Origin of the sequence: Microtetraspora niveoalba (assembly GCF_001570405.1) — a bacterium.
Classification (GTDB): Bacteria; Actinomycetota; Actinomycetes; order Streptosporangiales; family Streptosporangiaceae; genus Microtetraspora; species Microtetraspora niveoalba.
The window spans coordinates 14,812-35,778 of record NZ_BBYM01000023.1; the positions used below are offsets into that span (position 1 = coordinate 14,812).

A 20,967-nucleotide genomic window follows, 5' to 3' on the forward strand; every position below is an offset into this window, starting at 1 on the left:
CGCCCGCCGACCGCCCGGCCCCCGTGTCCGCGGCCCTGTGGCGGATACGGGGGCGGGGTGTGTCGCCGGTAGTGTGAAACGGTGCGCACTCGGCGGGAGACCGGCAGGAGCGCGGTCGCGGCGGTGCTGCCCAAGCTCGTCCTGCTCGCGTCCGTGCTGCTCGGCGTCGGCCTGAGCCACGCGACCGCGCACTTCTGCGGGATGCCCATGACGGGGTCCTCCCTGTCGCACTCCTCCATGCACGGCCCGGCGCCGGAGCGGGCCGGAACGGCGCATCACGCCGCGGCCTCCCAGACCGCGGCCCCGCAGCAGGAGGGGACGAGCGGCGCCAACCCCTTCGTGCTCTGCCTGACGGCGGTCGCCGCCGTCCTCGCCGCCGCGGTGCTCGGCCTGATCCTCGTGGGCCGCCCGCCCGCCGGCGTCGCCTTCGGGCGCGAGCGGCCCGCCCGCCTGCCCGCCGTACGCGGGTCGCCGCCGCCCTTCGCCCTCTCGCTCCGGCGCGTCACGGTCCTGCGCGTATAGAGGCTCCCGGCCGGACGGGCGTCGTCGCCCGCCCGGTCCCTCCTGATCCTCTTTCCATCAGCGAACCGTGAGCGGACTTTCCCATGCCTTCGATCGATCGACGGCTCTTCCTGCGCGCCGGCCTGGCCGCGGCGGGCGGAGCCCTTGTCACCGCGTGCTCCCGCGAGAGCACCGCCTTCGTCCAGCCGGCCGGCGACGAGGTGCGCGCAGCCGAGGCCGCCCGCCGTCCCGGCCGGGTGCGCGAGTTCCGGCTGGTCGCCCAGGAGGGGCGGGCCGACCTGGGCGGCCCCACCGTACGCACCTGGATGTACGGCGACCGGCTCCCCGGAGAGCCGATCCGGGTCAGGGCCGGCGAGGTGGTCCGGGCCCGCCTGACCAACCGGCTGCCCCAGGAGACCACCGTCCACTGGCACGGCCTCGCCCTGCGCAACGACGCGGACGGCGTGCCGGGCGTCACCCAGCCGCCCGTCCCCTCCGGAGGCGAGCTGGTCTACGAGTTCACCGCCGCCCACCCGGGCACGTACTGGTTCCATCCGCACCACGGGCCGCAGCTCGACCGCGGGCTGTACGCGCCGCTCATCGTGGAGGACCCGGACGAGCCGCTCGGCCACGACGAGGAGTGGGTCGTCGTCCTGGACGACTGGCTGGACGGCGTCAGCGGAACCCCCGACGAGGTGCTCGCCGAGCTCACCTCCATGGCGGGCATGGACCACGGCATGAGCCAGGACATGGACCAGGGCATGGACCACGGCGGCGGGCACGGCGACATGGCGATGCCCTCCCCCTCGGCCAGGTGGCCGCACATGATGATGAACGCGGAGAGCGACCTCCTCGGCGGCGACGCCGGGGACGTGTACTACCCGCACTTCCTGGTCAACGGCAGGGTCGCCGCGTCCCCGGAGACCCGTACGGCGCGGCCGGGCACCCGGCTGCGGATCCGGCTGATCAACGCGGGCGGCGACACGGCGTTCCGGGTCGCGCTGGGCGGCCACGCCATGACCGTGACGCACACCGACGGCTACCCGGTCGCGCCCGTGGAGACCGACGCCCTGCTGATCGGCATGGGCGAGCGCTACGACGTGCTCGTCACCCTCAAGGACGGGGTGTTCCCCCTGGTCGCGCTGGCGGAGGGCAAGCGCGCGCTCGGCCGCGCGCTGGTGCGCACCTCCGCGGGCGCCCGCGCTCCCGAGGCCGGCGCGCGGCCGTCCGAGCTGGACGGCCGGCTCGTCTCCTACGACGCGCTCGTCCCGGCGGACGCCGTACGGCTGGGCGGCAGGGCGCCGGACCGCACGATCACGCTGGCGCTCACCGGCAGCATGGCGAAGTACGACTGGGCGATCAACGGGAGGAAGTACGACCCGAAGGTGATCGAGCCGGTCCGGCCGGGCGAACGGGTGCGACTGTCCTTCGTGAACCGGAGCCTGATGTGGCACCCGATGCACCTGCACGGCCACACCTTCGCCCTCGGGACGAGCGGCGTGCGCAAGGACACCGCGATCGTGCTGCCGGGCGCGACGGTGAACGCCGACTTCGAAGCCGACAATCCGGGCATCTGGATGATCCACTGCCACAACGTCTACCACGCCGAGGCCGGGATGATGAGCCTGCTCGGCTACCAGGTCTGAAAGGGGACTCGAGATGCTCAAGAAGTTCGGCCTGGCCGCCGGGGCCCTCCTGCTCGCGGCGGGGCTCACCGGATGCGGTTCGGGCGAGGCGCCGGCGCCCGGGACCACGGCCGCCGAGGCCGCGGACCCCGGCGTCGGGCACGTCCACGGCCTCGGGGTCGATCCGGCCACCGGCAAGGTGTACGTCGCGGGACACTTCGGCCTGTTCACGGTCGAGGCCGGGAAGCTGGTCCGCGTGGGCGACCGGGACGCCGACCACATGGGCTTCACCGTCGCCGGCCCCGGCACGTTCTACGCCAGCGGGCACCCGTCCGCCGAGGACGTCGCCGCCGGGCAGCCGCCGCACCTGGGGCTGATCCGCTCGGCCGACGCCGGAGCGACCTGGGACCAGGTGGCGCTCGCCGGGAAGGCGGACTTCCACGCGCTCCAGGTCGCGGGCGCGAGGGTGTACGGCTACGACGCGCAGACCGGCCAGGTGTGGCGCGGCGACGGCGGGGCACTCACCGCCGAGGCCCGGCTCGACCTGCTCGACCTGGCCGCGGGAGCCGGCGAGCCGGGCACGGTCTACGCCACCACGCCGGACGGGGTGAAGGTCAGCACGGACGCGGGCCGGACCTTCCGTCCGCTCAAGGGTGCTCCCCTGCTCTCGTTCCTGGACGTGACCGACGGAGGCGGGCTGATCGGCGTGGCTCCGGACGGCCGCGTACAGGTCACCGAGCGCGGCGGCGGTGCTTGGACGGCGCGCGGGCGGCTGCCCATGCAGGCCGTCGCCTTCACCGCCGTCTCCGCCGACCGCCTGCTCGCCGCCTCGATGGACGGCAGCGTGTACGAGTCCACCGACGGAGGCGCCACCTTCGCCACGCTCTACCGCCCGTAACCCGCGGGATCGCCTCCGCGCGGCCCGCGCCCCGGTCACGGCGCGGGCCGCCAGGCAACGAAGCCGTGCGCGGTTCGCGCTGCTGAACGGTGACGGCAGCGGAACGGAGCCGTGCATGGTTTCGCGCTGCTGAAGAGCGACCGCTGCGCTGCGGCGGGCGGCCGCTCCGGCGCGCCGTGATAGTTGCGCTCTGCCGATCCCCGCTTCGCGGCTTCGGGCGCGGTGGTACAGGGCACGGTCCTACGCGCGCCGGAGCAACCGCCCGCACTCCGCTCCGCTCGCCACCGCCCTGCCCCCGTCGCCGTCACCGCACCGTCTCGTCCTCGGCCTGCTTCTCGCCGCAGGCCGGAAACCAGATTCATAGCTCGCGCCGTCTGAGATCACGCTGCGCTGCGACGGGCGGGTCCTCCGGCGCGCCGTGACAGCTGATCTCTGGTGCAACCGCTTCGCGGCTCCGGGCGCGGTGGTACAGGGCACGGTCCTACGCGCGCCGGAGGCCCCACCCGCCTCCGCTCCGCTTCCCGCCCCGGTTCAGTCGCGGCCGTAGCTCACGATCGCTTCGCCTCCTCGGCTCGGGCTGTATGGCGACGGCATGAGCGAGCCGCCCAGAGAATCGGCAGGTGGGGCCGTGTTGATCGCGTCCCCCCTGGAGGTGGCCTCATATCGGGTGGTCAGGACGAGGCCCGTGCATCGTAGGCAGGCGCGAACGTGTGATCAAACCGTGGGCGTGCAGGGCGTTGACGAGCGACGCAGGAGAGCACCTCCGGTTGGGCCACGGGCAGTGCCTCCTGGACGGCGGCGTCCCCTATCTCGGGCCGCTCACAGCTCCGGGAGCCGGATCGCGTTCTTGACGCGGTCGACCGGGCTGTCGCCGGTCGGGTCCTGCTCCATGTGCTCGCGGTTCTGCTCGATCAGCCCTTGGTTGAGCTCGACGAACGGCCGCATCCGGGCCTCGTAGGCGGCCAACGCCGTTTCGTGGTCGGATCTGCCCAGTTCGGCGGCCAGGACGTACGCGCCGATCAGTGCCAGGCTGGAGCCCTGCCCGGACAGAGGTGAGGCGCAGTAGCCCGCGTCACCGAGCAGGGTCACCCGGCCGGCCGACCAGCGGTCCATGCGGACCTGGGCCATCGAGTCGAAGTAGAAGTCCGGCGCGCCCCACATCGCCTTGAGCAGGCGGGGCACCTCCCAGCCCGCGTGCGCGAGGCGTTCGGCCACGAGCCGCTTCTGCGCCTGGACGTCGCGGTGGTCGTACTCGACCGGGTCCTCGCTCTGGAAGCCGATGTTGACGCGGAGCTCGGCGTTGCCGCGCACGGGGTAGATGGCGCCGCCCACCGTGCCGTCGTTGAACCAGGTCTGCCAGTCCTCCATGCCCAGGTAGTTGTCTGTCGAGAAGATCGACACGTACGTCCCGAGGTGATGGACGAAGTCGCGCTCCGGGCCGAAGGCGAGCCCGCGCACGTTCGAATGCAGGCCGTCCGCGCCGACGACGAGGTCGAAGGTGCGCGGAGCCGACCGTTCGAAGGTGACGTGCGCGCCGTGCTCGTCCTGGACGAGCGAGGTGATGGAGTCCCCGAAGACGTACTCGACGTCCTGGCGCGTCCTGTCGTAGAGGAGGCCGGTGAGGTCGTCGCGGAGCACCTCCACGTCGTCGCTGTCGAGCCGGCCGCTGGAGAACGCCACCTCCGTGGACCGCCACAGCTCGTTGCCGTCGCCGTCCAGCATGGACATGCCCTTCATGCGCGTACGGCACCGCTGCAGGTCGGCGAGGATTCCCAGGCGTTCGGCGACCGTGAGCGCGGCGCCGCGCACGTCGATCGCCTGACCGCCGGGGCGCGGGGCGGGGGCGCGTTCGACCACGGTGACGGTGAAGCCGCGACGGCGGAGAAGGTACGCGAGCGCGGGTCCGGCGACGCTCGCACCGGAGATGAGGATGGAAGTCATGGGTCCTTGGTATCCCGGCCTACGGGCAAGCGCCCAACTGTGCTAGAACAGATGCGCCCGTCCCCGGCTCAGCTGTACTAGGACAGATCGATGGAGTCCCCCTATCTGCGGATCGCGGCCGAGCTCCGGCGGCGCATCCAGACCGGCGAACTCGCCCCCGGCGACAAGGTGCCCTCGACCCGCGCCGTCGCCCGTGACTTCAAGGTGGCGCCGGCCACCGCGGCGCGGGCGCTGGCCGTACTCAAGGAAGAGGGCCTCGCGGAGGCCAGACCGAGGTCGGCGACGGTGGTCGCCGCCACGGTGAGCCGGCCGCGTCGGCGCACCGGGCGGGTGGAGCTGACACGCGAGGGGATCGTGCGCGAGGGGATCGCGATCGCCGACGCCGAGGGGCTCGGCGCGGTGACCATCCGCGCCGTGGCCGCGCGGCTCGGTGTCGCGGCGGCGACGGTCCACCGGCACGTGCGGGGCAGGGACGAGCTGGTCCGCGGCATGGCCGATCTCGCCTACGGCGAGTCGCGCTACCCGGCGGACACGCTCAGCAGGAGGGAGCGGCTGGAGACGGTCGCGCGCACGCTGTGGCAGATCTATCGACGCCATCCGTGGCTGCCCCACCTGACTCCGCTCGACCGCCCCCTTCCGCTGCCCGGGCTGCTCCAGCACGGCGAGCAACTGCTGCGCGCACTGGACGGCCTCGGGCTCGCGCCCGAGGCCATGCTCACGATCGAGGTCCTGATCTACGCCTACGTGCAGGGGTTCGCCGTGCACATCGAACGGGAGGCGCAGGCGATGTCGGCCACCGGGCTGTCCAGCGACCAGTGGCTCGACGCCCAGGGACGGGCGATGAACGCCCTCGTCGCCTCCGGCCGATACCCCCTGTTCACCAAGACGATCATGCGGCTCGACACGGAAGGCTACGACTTCGACCTCGACGACCTCTTCGAGACCGGGCTCCAGGCGCTCCTCGACGGCCTGCGCATCGAGGCTTCCGGGCAGCCCGCGTCCTGAGGCGGTCAGGCCGCCTGTCGCTTCTTCATCAGCTCCACCAGGCTGGAGAAGCTGTCGGCCGCGTGCCCGGCCTCCATCCCCCGGCGGAACAGCGCGACGACAGCGGCCGGGAGCGCGGTGTCCACGCCCGCGTCGGCATGCGTGTGCAGGACGTGCTCGACGCTGGCCACGCCCATGGCGAGCCGGTCGACGTCTCCGTCGTGGACACCCGCGTCGATGCGCGCCGCGTAGAAGTCGAGAAAGCCCGGCATGCTCGTCATGGTGTCGGTGGCGTGCGGGAGGATGTCCGCCGCCTTGAGGCCGCTCGCGTCGGCGAGGGCGACGGCCTGCCAGTAGCTGAGCATCGACGTCCAGAACATGGTCATGCCTATCTGGTACATCAGCGCCGCCAGGCCGGGGTCCTCACCTCGGTAGTCCGTTCCGGTCAGCGCTTCCAGAGTGGAGCGGTGCCTCTCGAAGACCTCACGCGGCCCGCTGTAGAAGGTCGACGACTCCGGCCGTCCGATGCCGGAGGGCGGGACCGTGACGCCTCCGGAGATGTGGACCGCGCCGCGCTCGGTGACCCAGCGCGCCCCCGCGCGGGTCTTCTCCGGCGTGTCCGAGCTGAGGTTGACGAGGACGCGGCCCGGCAAGGCGTCCGCGGCCGGTTCGAGGATGGCGTACATCGCGTCGTAGTCCGTCAGACTCAGCACCGTCAACTCACTTTCGGCCAGCGCCTCGCCGGCCGTCGCCGCCCGGACGGCCCCTCTCGCCACCAGGGCGTCCGCCTTGCTCGCCGTCCTGTTCCACACGGTCACGGGGTGACCGCGGTCCAGGAACGCGTTCACCATCGCCGTGCCCATCGGGCCGAGTCCGATGACCGTCACTGCCTGCCTGTCCATAGGGAACCTCCTAGAACGAACGCTCTATCTAGAGCCTGGACCCTAACACGGAATTGGAGCGAACGTTCTATCCAGTAGGGTTGGGGCGTGAGAACCAAGCACCGCGACACGGCCACCGGCCGGGACGACACCCTCGGCACCCGCGAGCGAGTCGTCCGGGCGACCTCGGCGCTGATGCAGCGCCAGGGGTTCGACGGCACCGGGATCAAGCAGATCGCCCAGGAGGCCGGTGCCACGCTCGGTTCGGTCTACCACTTCTTCCCGGGCGGGAAGCAGCAGCTCGCGGTCGCGGCGGTCCGCCACGGCGACCGCGAGTTCGCCGATCTCCTGCGCGAGATCCTCGACAGCGAGCCGGACCCCGCGGCGGCCGTCATGGCCTGTACCAGGAGCCTCGCCGAGGGCCTGCGCGAGTCCGACTGGGTCGACGGCTGCCCGGTCACGGCCACCGCTCTGGGGACGGCCGGCCGCTTCCCCGACATCCAGCAGGCCGCCGCCGAAGCGTTCGAGCACTGGCACGCCCTGGTCCTCGACAAGCTCCGCGCCGCCGGCATCCGCGACGAGGACGCCGACGACCTGGCCTGGACAGTGATCAACACGCTGGAGGGCGCCGAACTGACCGCCCAGGTCTCCCGGAGTGTCAAGCCGCTCGAGGCCGCCGGCCGGCACCTGGCCCGTCTGATCACCCTGTACCAGCAGGCCGCCACAACCCCCTGACCACCCCGACCGCGGTCCGGACTGCGGCCCGGGCCGTTCTCCCCTCCCTGCGCTCCACCCGGTCCGAAAAGCGCCGACGACCCGGCCGAAGCCCACGACACCCGCCCCGAACGCCACCGTGAAGAGCACGGCAACCTGGTCAGACACGCAGCCCCGAAGGTTGGGCATACGACGGGCGGCGGGGAAGCGGAGCGGAGGCGGGTGGGGCCTCCGGCGCGCGTAGGACCGTGCCCTGTACCACCGCGCCCGGAGCCGCGAAGCGGTTGCACCAGAGATCAGCTGTCACGGCGCGCCGGAGGACCCGCCCGTCGCAGCGCAGCGTGATCTCAGACGGCGCGAGCTATGAATCTGGTTTCCGGCCTGCGGCGAGAAGCAGGCCGAGGACGAGACGGTGCGGTGACGGCGAGGAAGGCAGGGCCGTGGCGAGCGGAGCGGAGTGCGGGCGGTTGCTCCGGCGCGCGTAGGACCGTGCCCTGTACCACCGCGCCCGAAGCCGCGAAGCGGGGAATCACCAGAGACCAGCTATCACGGCGCGCCGGAGCAGCCGCCCGCCGCAGCGCAGCGGTCACCATCCAGCAGAGCGAAACCATGCGTTCCGCCGCCGTCACCGTTTACGCCGGAGCAACCGCCCGCCGCAGCGCAGCGGTCACCGTCCAGCAGCGCGAAACCATGCGTTCCGCCGCCGTCACCGTTTACGCCGGAGCAACCGCCCGCCGCAGCGCAGCGGTCACCATCCAGCAGAGCGAACCGAGCACGGCTCCGATCCGCCGCCATCACCACCGGGACACGCTGCGCGCGATCGCGGCCGACCTGGCCCGGCTCTAAACGGCTCGCGGAGCCGGCGGGGCGGATGGCAGGCTGCGGCGCATGGCGCCCCAGTACCAGATCCGTGCCGACTACGACGCTCACACGATCGTCGTCTACCAGGCGTACGCGCCCGCGATCGCCGACGCGGCGTTGCGGACGGGCCGCTTCGTCGCGCCGTTCTCGTTCCATCGGATGACGTGGATCAAGCCGTCGTTCCTGTGGCTGATGCACCGCAGCAACTGGGGCCGCAAACCCGGTCAGGAGCGGGTTCTCGCGGTGCGGATGACCCGGGACGGCTGGGAGGAGGCCCTGTCCCTGGCCGTGCTCACGACCGCGGACCCGGCGGCCGTGGCCGAGGCGGCGGTACATGTCCAGTGGGACCCGGAGCGCTCGCCGCGCGGGGCGGCGTTGAACCACTACAACATCCAGGTCGGCATCGGCCGCCGCCTGGTCCGCACGTTCGCCGACGACTGGATCGTCGGCCTCACCGACCTCACCCCCAAGGTCCACAGGGCCGCGTCCCTGATCCAGGCCGGGCAGGCCGCGAAGGCCCACCGGCTGTTCCCCCCGGAGCGCGCCTATCCGCTGCCCCGGGCACTGGAGGACCGCCTTTCCCGGGGTGGGTGACCGTCATCGTCAGGAAGGCGGGAGTGGGCCGCGGATGCCTGCTCGCCGGGATGCGGGCCACGTCCGGTGGCCTCACCGGCGGGAGCGGCCCAGCGTGAGCGGCGGGAGGTACTCCTCCACCAGCTCGCGCTCCCACCAGTCGCCGGTCGCCCGCCGCTCCCGCCCGGTGGTGAAGCTGTAGCGGTAGAGGAGGGCACGGACGAACGTCGGCGGGGCGTCGGGGAACGGGTCGTCCCGCAGCAGCCGCAGCGTCGCCCGGTCGTTCACCAGCAGTTTCCGCACGAACGGCACGAGCCACGGGTGCGCGTACGCGGCCGACAACCCGGCGAACCACATCAGCCAGTCCAGCCGCAGGTGGTATGGGGCGAACTGGGGCGGCCGCCGCCGCGGCGCCCCCGGTTTGCCCTTGAAGCCGTACTCGCGCCACACCGTCTCCGGCGTGACCTGCGGGTCGCGGGTGCCCTCGATCACGACCTCGTACCGGGTCTTGGTCACGCTGCCGAACGCGCCGTACGTGTTGACCAGGTGGAACGGGTTGAAGCTGGCGTTCATCAGCTGGTGGCGGGACACGAGGTTGCGGGCCGGCCAGTAGCTGAGCGCGACGATCAGCACGGTGGCCGCCAGGACCACGCCCGCGAACCACGGCGGCACGGCCGTGGGGTGCGGCAGCGGTCCGAGCCCCGCCATGCGGACCAGGTCGCCCCAGGAGACCACCGACGCCGCGAGCACGACCGTGAGCCAGTTCAGCCAGGCGAAGTTCCCCGACAGGATCAGCCAGAGCTGCGTCGCGATCATGACCCCCGCCGCCACGCTCGCGTACGGCTGCGGCGCGAACAGCCCGAACGGCGCGACGAGCTGGGCGACGTGGTTGCCCGCGACCTCGACCCGGTGCGCGGGCCCGGGAAGCCGGTGGAAGTACCAGCTCAGCGGGCCGGGCATCGGCTGGGTCTCGTGGTGGTAGTACAGGCAGGTCAGGTCCCGCCAGCAGCGGTCGCCGCGTATCTTGATCAGTCCGGCGCCGAACTCCAGCCGGAACAACAACCAGCGCAGCAGCCACAGCACGAGCACGGGCGGCGCGGCCTCCGCGTTGCCGAGGAAGATCGCGAGGAACCCGGCCTCGCACAGCAGCGACTCCCAGCCGAAGGAGTACCACACCTGTCCCACGTTGACGATGGACAGGTAGAGGACCCACAGGAGCGCCCACAACGACATCGCGCCCCAGAGCGGGACCAGGTCGGCGAGCCCGGCCAGGAGGACCGCCGACAGCAGCGCGCCGCTCCCCGCCACCAGCGAGAGGAACCGGTCCGAATAGTGGAGGTGGAAGAGGCTCGGCGCGCGGCGGAACGGCACCCGGCGTATGAACGCGGGCACCGGCGTCAGCCCTCTCTCCCCGAGCAGCGCGGGGAACTGGTTCAGCGCGACAAGGAACCCGACCAGATAGATCGCGGCCAGGCCCCGCTGGAACACCACGCGGCTGAGCCAGTAGTCCGGCGCGGCGAACCAGTCCATGATCGTCACCCCCTCGGAGCTACTCCCCCGACGTGATCCCGAAGACCCGCCGCAGCGCGGTGCGCGCCGCGTGGTAGCCGCACATGCCGTGCACGCCCGGACCGGGCGGGGTGGCGGACGAGCACAGGTACACCGACCGGTCCGGTGTCGCGTACGGCACGATCGCCGGGCGCGGGCGCACCAGCAGGCGCAGCCGGTCGCACCGGCCTGCCGCGATGTCGCCGCCCGCGTTATTGCGGTCGCGGCTCTCGATCTCGGCGGGCCCGGCGGCGGCGCGGGCCAGGACACGCTCGCCGAAGCCGGGGGCGAACCGTTCGATCTGGCGCTCGATCGCCCCGGTGAGGTCGCCGCGCCAGCCGTTCGGCACGTGCCCGTACACCCACAGGACGTGCCGGCCGTCCGGGGCCCGCGTCCCGTCGAACAGGCTGGGCTGCGCGGCGATCAGGAACGGCACGGCCGGCGCTTCGCCCCGGTACACGGCGCGCAGGGCCGCGCCGATCTCCCCGATCGTCGGCCCGAGGTGGACGGTGCCGGCGCGGGCGCACTCCCCGGCCCGCCACGGGACCGGCCCGGACAGCGCGTAGTCGATCTTGAAGACGCCGGGGCCGTGCGCGTAGCGGCGCAGCCCGGCGGCGAACCGCTCCGGGAGCCGGTCCCCCGCCAGCGCCGCGAGGTCCTCCGGCATGACGTCGAGCAGGTACGCGCGGGCGGGAGGCAGTTCGGCGAGGCTCGCGACCGGGTGCCCGGTCTCGATGCGCCCGCCGAGCGCGCGCAGGCGCGCCGCGAGTGCGTCCGAGACCGCCTGCGACCCGCCGCGCGGGAACGGCCAGCCCACGTCGTGGGCGGCGAGCGCGAACAGCAGCGCGACGCCGCCCGTCGCCGGGGAGCCGAGCGGGGCGATCACGTGCGCGGCCAGCCCGGCGAGCAGGCCGCGCGCCCGCTCCCCCCGGAAGACGCGGGCGAGCAGTGCGGCGGGCGCCGCCGCGCGCAGGCCGAACCGGGCGAGCAGTAGCGGGTGGCGGGGCGGCCCGGCGAGCGGCGCGCGCAGCACGTCCGGCGCGAGCGCGTCCCACCACCGCCCGAGGAACGGCCGCACCAGCCTCAGGTACGCCGCGCGGTCCCGAGCCGCACCGCCCGGAGCGGCGCCGCCGACGAGCGAGGCCGCCGTCTCCTCGGCGGAGCGGGCGAGCACCGCCGCCGAGCCGTCCGGGAACGGGTGGGCGAGCGGCAGCGGCGGCTCCACCCAGGTCAGGCCGTGCTCCTCCAGCCCCAGCTCCCGGAACGCGGGCGACCCGGCGCCCAGCGGGTGGACCGCCGAGCAGACGTCGTGGTGGAAGCCGGGGAGGGTCAGCTCCGCCGTCCGCGCCCCGCCGCCGACGGTCGCCTCCGCCTCGTACACGTGGACGGCGAGGCCCGCCCGGGCGAGCGTGACGGCCGCCGTGAGCCCGTTCGGCCCGGCGCCCACCACGACCGCGTCCACCTCGGCCCGCGCCCCGGGCCCGGTTCCGGCCACAGTCCAGCGACTGCCCAGGGGGCCGATCCTTACGCGGCCCGCCGCCGCCCCCGGCCCTCCGCGACCGGGGTCAGGCCGAGAACGTCGCCACGTCCCGGTCGTAGTGGCGGTGGACCTTGATGGCGTCGGCGAACGCCCGGACGAGCGCGTCGCCGGACGCGTCGGGCCCGACCACGCCCTGGGTGCCCGGCAGCCGGGCCGCCTCCAGCAGTGCCGCGCCCCCGGGCAGCGCGGCGATGGCCTTGCCGTGCTTGAACGCCTCGCGGACGAAGTGGACGGCGGGGCCGTCCTCGGCGAGGACGCCTCCGTCGGCGAGCAGGACGGCGTCGTAGAGCACGGAGTTCGTCGCGGTGAGCTGGCGGTCCACGGGCATCGCGGCGACCGTCCCCTCGTGCGGCGCGATCAGCTCGCAGATCGCCCCCTGGCCCTCCAGCGCCTCCTTGACGGGCGTGAGCGCGCCCGCGTCGGTGGAGTCGGAAACCAGGATCGCGATTTTGCGGGTGGCGATCGACTCGCGCGCCGAGTTGGCCTGGCTCAGCGCGGGCGAGGACTTGCCGTGGTTGGCCGGGCCGCCCGCCGGCACCGGCATCCCGAGCCCGAGGGCGACCTGGGTGGCGAGCTCCAGGTCGATCCGGACGAGGTGCTCGACGACCTTCTCCTTGACGTCGCGCCGCTCCACGTGCCCGAGCTCGAAGAGGAGGGCGTTCACGATGTGCCGCTTCTCCCAGAAGGACATGCTGTTCCAGAAGAGCGTGGCCTGGCTGTAGTGGTCCTCGAAGCTGGGGCTCCGCTTGCGGATCTTCCGGCCGTCCACCCGCTCCTGGTAGTGCTGGAAGACCCCGGAGAAGTCACCGCTCAGCATCCCCGACATCGGGCAGCCGCCGCTGATCGAGTTGATGGAGTAGCTGGTCCTGCTCTGGTGGATCATGTGCTGGTGGTAGCCGTCGCGGTTGTCGTTGTGCACCGGCGCGACCGGCTGGTTGACCGGGATCTGCGCGAAGTTCGGCCCGCCCAGCCGGATGAGCTGGGTGTCGAAGTACGAGAAGTTCCTGGCCTGCAACAGCGGGTCGTTGGTGAAGTCGATGCCGGGCACGACGTTGGCGGTGCAGAAGGCCACCTGCTCGGTCTCGGCGAAGAAGTTCTCGGGGTTGCGGTTCAGGGTCAGCCTGCCGACCGGACGCAGCGGCACGATCTCCTCAGGGATGATCTTCGTAGGGTCGAGCAGGTCGAAGTCGAAGGCGTGCTCGTCCGACTCGGGCACGAGCTGCAGGCCGAGCTCCCACTCCGGGAAGGCCCCGCGCTCGATCGCCTCCCACAGGTCACGCCGGTTGAAGTCGGGGTCGTTGCCCTGGATGCGCAGCACCTCGTCCCAGACCAGCGAGTGCGTGCCGAGGAGGGGCGTCCAGTGGAACTTCACGAACGTGCCCCGCCCCTCCGCGTTCACCAGCCGGAAGGTGTGCACGCCGAACCCCTGCATCATGCGGAAGCTGCGCGGGATCGCCCGGTCCGACATCAGCCACATGACGAAGTGCAGGGTCTCCGGCTGGCACTGCACGAAGTCCCAGAACGTGTCGTGCGCCGACTGCGCCTGCGGGATCTCGTTGTGCGGCTCCGGCTTGATGGAGTGCACGAAGTCGAGGAACTTGATGCCGTCCTGGATGGGGAACACCGGCATGTTGTTCGCGACCAGGTCGTAGTTGCCCTGCCGGGTGTAGAACTTGGTCGCGAAGCCGCGCACGTCCCGCACGGTGTCGGCCGAGCCGCGCGAGCCGGCGACCGTGGAGAAGCGCACGAACACCGGCGTGACCAGCGACGGGTCGCACAGGAAGTCGGCGACGGTGTACTCGGCGAGCGACTCGTACACGCGGAACTGCCCGTACGCGCCGGATCCCCGGGCGTGGACCACACGCTCGGGGATCCGCTCGTGGTCGAACCGCATGATCTTCTCGCGGAAGTGGAAGTCCTCCAGCAGGGTCGGCCCCCGCTCCCCGGCCCGGAGCGAGTTGTCGGTGTCGTCGATCAGCACGCCATGGTCGCTGGTGAGCCGGGTGCCCTGGAGATCGACACGGTGCTGGTCGAGCTGCCGCTGCTTCTCGTCCTTCTCGACGTCCTCGTTGCGCACGGGTCCCCCTTCACGGTTCGTCGCTTCTATCCGTTTGGGGGGACCTTCGGGTCTATACCCTCGTGCGCCACGTCGGCTAAACAGGATTCAGGCGGTCAGCGGAGCGCCGCGATGAGAGCGTCCGCGTCGCGGACGAGCACCGCGCGCGCGGCCTCGTCGGTCGCCTCGGCCGCCGCGGACCGGAACTTCTCCAGGTGGTGGATCGCCTGGTCCGGGTGGTCCTTGACGTCCTGGTGGTTCGCCGCCTTCAGGAAGTTGGCGAGTTGGGCGCCCAGCGGGCCGTCGACGGAGAACCTGTCGAGCAGCGCCTCCACGTCACCGAACGACGTGCTCACCGTCAGCGTCCGGGTCTTCTCGGCGGTGTTGCCCGCCTTGTCGGCCGCGGTCACCTTCAGGACATGCTCGCCGAGCGCCAGCGTGTGCAGGTCGAGCGGCTCGCCCAGCGTCAGCTTCTCGCCGTCGAGGGTGGCGGCGACCGCGTCGAGCCCCGAGCCGTCGTCCGCGCCTTCGGCGGTGACGGTGACGCGCGCGGCGTCGCCGTACTTCCCGTCGTCGTTCAGTCCTCCGACGGTCAGCGTCGGCTCGGTGGCGTCGAGTTTCAGGGAGATCTTCTCGGCCTCCTCCTTGTTGCCGGCCTTGTCCGTGGAACGGAACGCGACCGTGTGGGCGCCGTCCTTCTTGACGGTGAACGGCTCGGTGTAGGCGATCCAGTCGCCGTCGCCGAGGCGGTACTCGGTGGTGGCGACGCCCGAGCCCTCGTCGGCGGCCGTCAGGGTGACGGTCACCGGCGCGGTGTGCCATCCGGCCGGCCCCGCCTCCGGGGTGAGCGCGGCGCTGGTCACCGGCGCCGTCTTGTCCGCTGCGGCGCGGGTGAGGGTGAAGTCGTCGACGTCGAAGTTCGCCCCGGTGAAGACCAGGTACAGCTTCGCGCCACCGGAGGGGAGGCCGGTCAGCGCCGTGGAGACGTCGGCGTACGACTCCCATCCGCCGGTGTTCGGCACGGTGACGCGGCCGTGCACGGGACCGGTCGGAGAGCCGGTGCGGACCTCGAAGCCGCCGCTCGGCCCCGGCGAGGCGACCCGGGCGGTGAAGCCGGTGACCCCGGTCAGGTCGAGGTCGTCGTAGGCCGCCCAGTCGCCCGGGTCGACGTAGCCGAGCACGGTCCCGCCGTGTGCCGGGGTGTGCGGGTAGGTCTGCACGCCGTTCGCCTGCGACCAGTTCTCCGCCTGGACGGTGACGTCGCCGGTGGCCGGCCCGAGCTCCTTGACCCGGATGTTGCGGAACACCACCTCGTCTCCCGCGCCGTGGTTCTGGATGCCCACGTACCCCTGCTGGAGCGAACGGGCCGGGTCGGTGTTGGTGAAGTCGTTGATCTGGACGCCGTTGAGGAAGACCCGCAGCCGCTCGCCCTCGACCCGGATCTCGTACGTGTTCCACTGTCCCGGCGGGTTCAGCGCGGCGTCGCGGGCGGCGAGGTCGGCGGACTTGAAGCCGTAGACGGACCCGGTGGTCTTGTCCGGGGCGTCGGTGGCGTCGATCTGGATCTCGTACCCGTTGTTCACCGCCGACCACGGGTCGTCGGAGGCGGGGAAGCCGACGAAGACGCCGGAGTTGTCGTCGCCGCGCATCTTCCAGTCGAGTTTGAGCGAGTAGGAGTGGAACTCCTGTGCCTTGTACCAGAACAGCCCCATGCCGCCCTGGGAGGTCAGCGTGCCGTCGGCGTTCGCGAAGCCGCCCGGCCCCGCCTGCTGCCAGCCGGTCGTGGAGCCGTTGTAGATCGCGGTGTAGCCGGTCTCCGGCCGGCAGTCCGCCTTCGCGTCACCCATCGCGTACGCGATGCCGCCGCGCAGGTGCTCGCGGAAGGCGGGCTCGGCGAACGACGCCGCGGTGTGCCCGCCGCCGGTGTAGAACGACCGGCCCCCGTCGTACGGCTTGCACCAGGCGATGGGGTGGTCGGCGCCCATCTTCCCGCCGGAGTAGGTGGACTCGTCCAGCGTGGCGAGCACATGGGCCGTAGTCCTGGCGTTCGTCCGGTAGTCGTACCACTCGTCGGTCCGGCTCCAGGCCGGGCCGAGGTGCGCGGTGGCCGGGTGCGCCCGGTCCTCCACCTTGACCGTGGCCTGCTGGACCGCCGGGTGCGAGGCGAACCACGCGCCGACCAGGCCGCCGTACCACGGCCAGTCGTACTCGGTGTCGGCGGCGGCGTGCACGCCGGCGTAGCCGCCTCCGCCCTTGATGTAGGACTCGAACGCCGCCTGCTGGGTGGCGTCGAGCACGTCGCCGGTGGTGCTGAGGAAGACGACGGCCTTGTACTTCGCCAGGTTGGCGGCGGTGAAGGCGCCCGGGTCCTCGGTCGCGGTGACGGTGAAGCCCAGGTCCTTGATCGCCTGGATGCCCGCCGGGATCGAGTCGTGCCGGAAGCCCGCCGTACGGGAGAAGACGAGCACGTCGCCTGAGCCCCCGGGGCCGCCGGAGGCCGGCAGGACGAACCTCTGGGCGGCGCCGCCGTCACAGCTCCTGATGACGAGCTGGCCGGTGTCGGCGCCGTCGAGGCACCGGCCGGACTGCGGGTTCTTCAGCGAGCCGCTCGGCCCGGCGGTCCACTGCTGGGCGCCGGTGTTGTTGCAGGTGTAGATCTGCACCTTGGTGCCGTCGGCCGTGGCGCCGCCCGCGATGTCCAGGCACTTGCCCAGCGCCTTGACGGTCGTCCCCTCGATCGTCCAGACCTGCGCGCCGGTGCCGTTGCAGGTGTAGAGCTGCACCTTGGTGCCGTTCGCGCTGTTGGCCCCGCGACGTCGACGCACAGGCCGCCGGGGCCGGTGATCGGCCCGACGGCCGGGCCGGGGCCTCCGGGCTCCTTCAGCAGGGTGAAGTCGTCCACGTCGAACAGCGCGCCCGAGCCGCCGGTGAAGACGAGGAACAGCTCGGTCGTGCCGGACGGCGCGCCGTTCAGGGGCGCCGAGACGTCGGCGAAGGTCTCCCAGCCGCCGGTCACCGGCACGGACGCCCTGCCGAGAAGGGGGCCGGTGACGGAGCCCGCGCGGACCTCGATCGTGCCGCCCACGCCGCCGGAGGAGACCCGCGCGGTGAAGCTCTTCGCGTCGCTCAGCTCGTACGGCTTGAACGAGATCCAGTCCCCGTTGTGGACGTCGCCGACCGTCTTGCCGCCGTGCGCGGCCGCCTTGCCGATCTGGGAGACGCCGGACATCGCGGTGTAGTGCTCGGCCTGGCGGTGGCGGGGCTGCAGGATGTGCTGGGTATGGGTGGTCAGCCCGCCCTTGTCGGTGTATTCGGCGTCGAAGACCGCGAAGATGTTGGCCGCGTCGTCGTGCTCGCCGTCCGAGGGGATGGTCAGCTCGCCGGAGCAGCCGTTCTTGGACGTGATCTGGTGGCCGTGGCTGTCGTGGCCGAGGACGTACGTCATCGTGACCTTGGCGCAGTCGACGTCCCCGTCCTCGGGGTCGGTCACCTTGATTTCGAAGGGGACGGTGTCGCCCCAGGTGAAGAGCCGTCCCGGGCCGGGCGTCTCGATGGCGACGGTCGGCGCGGTGTTGCCGACGGTGATCAGCACGCTGGCGCGGCCCGTGTTGCCGCCGGGATCCTTCACCGTGAGCGTGGCCGTGTACTCCCCGTCCTCGGTGTAGGTCGTGGTCGGGTTCGGCTCGGTGGAGGACGTCCCGTCGCCGAAGTCCCACGCGTAGGTGAGCGGCCCGCCCTCGGGGTCGGCCGAGCCGGCCGAGGAGAAGGCGACCGTCAGCGGCGTCCTGCCGGAGGTCTTGTCGGCCTTGGCCACGGCGAGCGGCGCGCGGTCGCGCCCCTTGATGTACTCGATGCGGTACAGCGCGGAGTTCGCGTCGCCGCCGAAGTAGCCCGAGCCGTAGTCGAGCACGTACAGCGCGCCGTCGGGGCCGAAGGCCAGGTCCATCACCTGCGTGCCGGTCCACGGGAAGTTCGCGATCTCGCCGCGGGTCCCGTCGGCGGCCACGTCGATCGCCTTGATCCAGCGACGGCCGAACTCACCGGCGAAGAAGTGGCCGTCCAGGTCGGCCGGGAACTTGACCTGGGAGTCCAGCTCCGGGGCGTAGTGGTAGATCGGGCCGCCCATCGGTGACTCCGACCCGCCGCCGAACTCCGGCGGGGAGCCCTCGTCGCCCCCGTACTTGATCCACGCGGGCTGCGCGGGCGGCAGCTTGGCCATGCCGGTGTTGCGGAACGAGTCGTTGGCCGGGCCGCCCGTCGCGCAGTCGTACTTCGGGCCGGAGGGCCCCGACGGGAACGTGAACTCGTTGTAGGTCTCGGCGAGGGTGTTCGTGCCGGTGCAGTACGGCCAGCCGTAGTTGCCGGGCTTGGTGACGCGGTCGAACTCGACCTGGCCGCTCGGCCCCCGGTTGGGGTCGCTGCTGCCCGCGTCGGGACCGTAGTCGCCGACGTAGACGACGCCGGTGGTCTTGTCGACGCTCATCCGGAACGGGTTGCGGAAGCCCATGGCGTAGATCTCGGGCCGGGTCTTCGGCGTGCCGGGCGGGAACAGGTTGCCCTCGGGGATCTCGTACGTCCCGTCCGGCCTGACCTTGATCCGCAGGATCTTGCCGCGCAGGTCGTTGGTGTTGCCGGCGCTGCGCTGGGCGTCGTACGCCGGGTTGCGGTCGGGCCGCTCGTCGAGCGGGGAGTAGCCGGCCGAGTCGAACGGGTTGGAGTCGTCGCCGGTGGACAGGTAGAGGTTGCCCTGGGCGTCGAAGTCGATGTCGCCGCCGACGTGGCAGCACATGCCGCGGTCGGCGGCCACGTCGAGCACCGTCACCTCGCTGGACATGTCCAGCGTCCAGTCCGCCTTCACGGTGAACCGGGACAGCCGGTTCACGCCCTGCCAGGCGGAGAAGTCGGCGCCGGCCGCCGGTGCGTCCCCGGCGGGGGTGTTCAGGCGCGGCGCGTAGTAGAGGTAGACGAACCGGTTGGCGGCGAAGCCGGGGTCGGCCGCCACGCCCTGCAGTCCCTCCTCGTCGTGCGTGTAGACGTTGAGCGCGCCGACGACCGTCGTGTTGCCGGCCGCGTCCGTACGGCGCAGCGTCCCGTCACGCGAGGTGTGCAGCACGGACAGGTCGGGGAGCACGGTCATCGTCATCGGCTCGCCCATCTCGGCCACGCCCTTGGCCAGCTCGACCCGCTGGTAGTCGGCGGGGTCGACGGCCGCGTGGGCCCGGGCGGGAGCGGCGGCTCCGGTGACCAAGGAGAATGCGGTGAGGCTCGTGAGAGCCAGGAGTAAGGCGCAGGTCTGCGCGACCCAGCGGGTGGTACGCCGCCTGGAAGACATGGCGGGGCTTCCCTTCACTCGGGGGGTGTCGCGTCCGGGGGTCGGCCGGGCGCGGGGCGGAGAGCGGGGAGGGTGGGCCCGGGTGGCACTCGTCCCGCCCCGCCGTCTCGGCGCGACGGCGGCGCGGGCGTCCGGGCCCGGCTACAGGGTGCGGCTTACGGGGGCGGTTATCGGCGACATGCGTCGTATGTCGCCCATATTTCGGGAAGCTAAGCCCGACTTACGCCGATTGTCAACGAAAGGCACTGATCTGCTGATGTAACATCACGGTGAAGCATCGGGTCCGGACGTGATGGGAGAGGCGCTTGACGCACGGCACACTGAGCGGGCCCGGCGGAGGCGCGGCCCCCGGCGCGGGAGCCCTGCTCTCGATCCTCAGGGACGGCCAGGCCCGCACGCGGGCCGAGCTGGCTCAGCTCACCGGCCTGGCGAGGTCGACCGTGTCCCAGCGGCTCGACGCCCTGATCGACCACGACTGGATCGTCCCGTCCGAGGACACGGTCTCCTCCGGTGGCCGGCCGGCCACCGCGTTCGCGTTCAACCGCGGCGCCCGCATCGTGCTGTCGGCCGACCTCGGCGCGACGCACGCCCGCCTCGCCGTCACCGACCTCGGCATGGCGGTGCTGGCCGAGCGCGCGGCCGAGCTGCCGATCGAGCGCGGCCCGGAGCCGACCCTGTCCTGGCTGGTCGACTCGTTCGAGGAGATGCTGGCCGCGACCGGGCATCCGCTCTCCCAGGTCTGCGGCGTCGGGATCGGCCTGCCCGGCCCCGTGGAGCACGTCTCCGGCCGGCCGGTGAACCCGCCGATCATGCCGGGCTGGGACGACTTCCCCGTCCCCGAGTGGCTCGGCGAGCGGCTCGCCGCCCCCGTCCTGGTCGACAACGACGTGAACATCATGGCCCTCGGCGAGCACTGGATCGCCAGCCCGGAGGTCGACCACCTGCTCTTCGTGAAGATCGGCACGGGCATCGGCTGCGGCGTCATCGCCGACCGGCGGCTGCACCGGGGCGCGCAGGGCGCGGCCGGCGACGTCGGGCACATCCGGGTCACCTCCGCGGGCGACGCGCTGTGCCGGTGCGGCAACACGGGCTGCCTGGAGGCGGTCGCGAGCGGCGCGGCGATGGCCGCGAAGCTGCGCGCCGCGGGGGTCGACGCCGCCGGCAGCCGCGACGTCGTACAGCTCATCCGCGGGGGCAGCGCGCAGGCCGCCCAGGTCATCCGGCAGGCGGGGCGGGACATCGGCGGCGTACTCGCCGCGATCGTGAACTTCTTCAACCCGTCGGTCATCGTCGTCGGCGGCGACATCGCCGAGGCGGGCGAGCACGTCCTCGCCGGGGTACGCGAGGCGATCTACAGCCGCTCACTCCCCCTCGCCACCCAGCACCTGACCATCCGGGCCAGCGAGCTGGGCGACCGGGCGGGCGTCGTCGGAGCCGCGGTCATGGTGGTCGAGCACGTGCTCGCGCCCGGCACCGTCGATCGCGCGGTCACCCCGGCCGCGGATTGACCCGC

Annotated in this window: 14 protein-coding genes and 1 pseudogene; 8 read left to right on the top strand and 7 right to left on the bottom strand. The window is 72.3% G+C overall.

Annotated elements, in window-relative coordinates; translation table 11 throughout:
- The first annotated feature begins 81 nt into the window (after positions 1-81).
- From AWQ70_RS22935 to AWQ70_RS22945, 3 genes are all read left to right on the top strand, one after another.
- Positions 82-522, top strand: a complete 441-nt coding sequence (locus AWQ70_RS22935) for a hypothetical protein (RefSeq protein ID WP_067179444.1) — start codon at positions 82-84, stop codon at positions 520-522.
- Between the two features lie 83 nt (positions 523-605).
- Entirely contained in the window at positions 606-2,147 is a 1,542-nt protein-coding gene (locus AWQ70_RS22940) for a multicopper oxidase family protein (protein WP_067179446.1), read from the top strand.
- Positions 2,148-2,160: 13 nt separating this feature from the next.
- Entirely contained in the window at positions 2,161-3,024 is an 864-nt protein-coding gene (locus AWQ70_RS22945; protein WP_067179448.1) for a F510_1955 family glycosylhydrolase, read from the top strand.
- An 819-nt stretch (positions 3,025-3,843) separates the two neighbouring features.
- Here the strand turns inward: AWQ70_RS22945 and AWQ70_RS22950 are convergent.
- Positions 3,844-4,965 (bottom strand): FAD-dependent monooxygenase, encoded by a 1,122-nt coding sequence (locus AWQ70_RS22950; RefSeq protein ID WP_067179450.1) that lies wholly within the window; start codon positions 4,963-4,965, stop codon positions 3,844-3,846.
- A gap of 90 nt (positions 4,966-5,055) precedes the next feature.
- Here AWQ70_RS22950 and AWQ70_RS22955 point away from each other — a divergent pair, with 90 nt between their 5' ends.
- Positions 5,056-5,970, top strand: coding sequence for a TetR/AcrR family transcriptional regulator C-terminal domain-containing protein (locus AWQ70_RS22955; RefSeq protein WP_067179452.1), 915 nt, complete (start codon positions 5,056-5,058; stop codon positions 5,968-5,970).
- A 5-nt stretch (positions 5,971-5,975) separates the two neighbouring features.
- Here AWQ70_RS22955 and AWQ70_RS22960 read toward each other — a convergent pair whose 3' ends face one another.
- On the bottom strand, positions 5,976-6,851 hold the full coding sequence (locus AWQ70_RS22960; RefSeq protein ID WP_067179454.1) for an NAD(P)-dependent oxidoreductase: 876 nt from the start codon (positions 6,849-6,851) through the stop codon (positions 5,976-5,978).
- 87 nt (positions 6,852-6,938) lie between these two features.
- Here AWQ70_RS22960 and AWQ70_RS22965 point away from each other — a divergent pair, with 87 nt between their 5' ends.
- The 3 genes from AWQ70_RS22965 (at position 6,939) to AWQ70_RS22975 (ending at position 8,999) form a co-directional block, all read left to right on the top strand.
- On the top strand, positions 6,939-7,565 hold the full coding sequence (locus AWQ70_RS22965; protein WP_245647108.1) for a TetR/AcrR family transcriptional regulator: 627 nt from the start codon (positions 6,939-6,941) through the stop codon (positions 7,563-7,565).
- Between the two features lie 468 nt (positions 7,566-8,033).
- Entirely contained in the window at positions 8,034-8,390 is a 357-nt protein-coding gene (locus AWQ70_RS22970) for a hypothetical protein (protein ID WP_169808724.1), read from the top strand.
- 42 nt (positions 8,391-8,432) lie between these two features.
- Complete coding sequence (locus tag AWQ70_RS22975) at positions 8,433-8,999, top strand: DUF4291 domain-containing protein (RefSeq protein WP_067179458.1); 567 nt, start codon at positions 8,433-8,435, stop codon at positions 8,997-8,999.
- A 72-nt stretch (positions 9,000-9,071) separates the two neighbouring features.
- On the opposite strand, the gene AWQ70_RS22980 is transcribed toward AWQ70_RS22975, so the two are convergent.
- The 5 genes and pseudogenes from AWQ70_RS22980 to AWQ70_RS23000 form a co-directional block, all read right to left on the bottom strand.
- On the bottom strand, positions 9,072-10,508 hold the full coding sequence (locus AWQ70_RS22980) for a lipase maturation factor family protein (RefSeq protein WP_067179608.1): 1,437 nt from the start codon (positions 10,506-10,508) through the stop codon (positions 9,072-9,074).
- Positions 10,509-10,527: 19 nt separating this feature from the next.
- Entirely contained in the window at positions 10,528-12,021 is a 1,494-nt protein-coding gene (locus AWQ70_RS22985; RefSeq protein ID WP_245647109.1) for a phytoene desaturase family protein, read from the bottom strand.
- Positions 12,022-12,091: 70 nt separating this feature from the next.
- On the bottom strand, positions 12,092-14,143 hold the full coding sequence (locus tag AWQ70_RS22990) for a catalase (protein WP_067179460.1): 2,052 nt from the start codon (positions 14,141-14,143) through the stop codon (positions 12,092-12,094).
- Positions 14,144-14,238: 95 nt separating this feature from the next.
- Positions 14,239-16,905 carry a ThuA domain-containing protein gene (locus AWQ70_RS40610; protein ID WP_218004619.1) on the bottom strand — a complete coding sequence of 889 codons (2,667 nt, stop codon included), beginning with the start codon at positions 16,903-16,905 and terminating at the stop codon, positions 14,239-14,241.
- A 161-nt stretch (positions 16,906-17,066) separates the two neighbouring features.
- Positions 17,067-19,454 (bottom strand): annotated as a pseudogene (locus AWQ70_RS23000) (PQQ-dependent sugar dehydrogenase); the annotation flags it as partial.
- Positions 19,455-19,759: 305 nt separating this feature from the next.
- Between AWQ70_RS23000 and AWQ70_RS23005 the strand changes: the two are divergent.
- Positions 19,760-20,962 (top strand): ROK family transcriptional regulator, encoded by a 1,203-nt coding sequence (locus tag AWQ70_RS23005; protein WP_067179464.1) that lies wholly within the window; start codon positions 19,760-19,762, stop codon positions 20,960-20,962.
- Positions 20,963-20,967 lie beyond the last annotated feature (5 nt).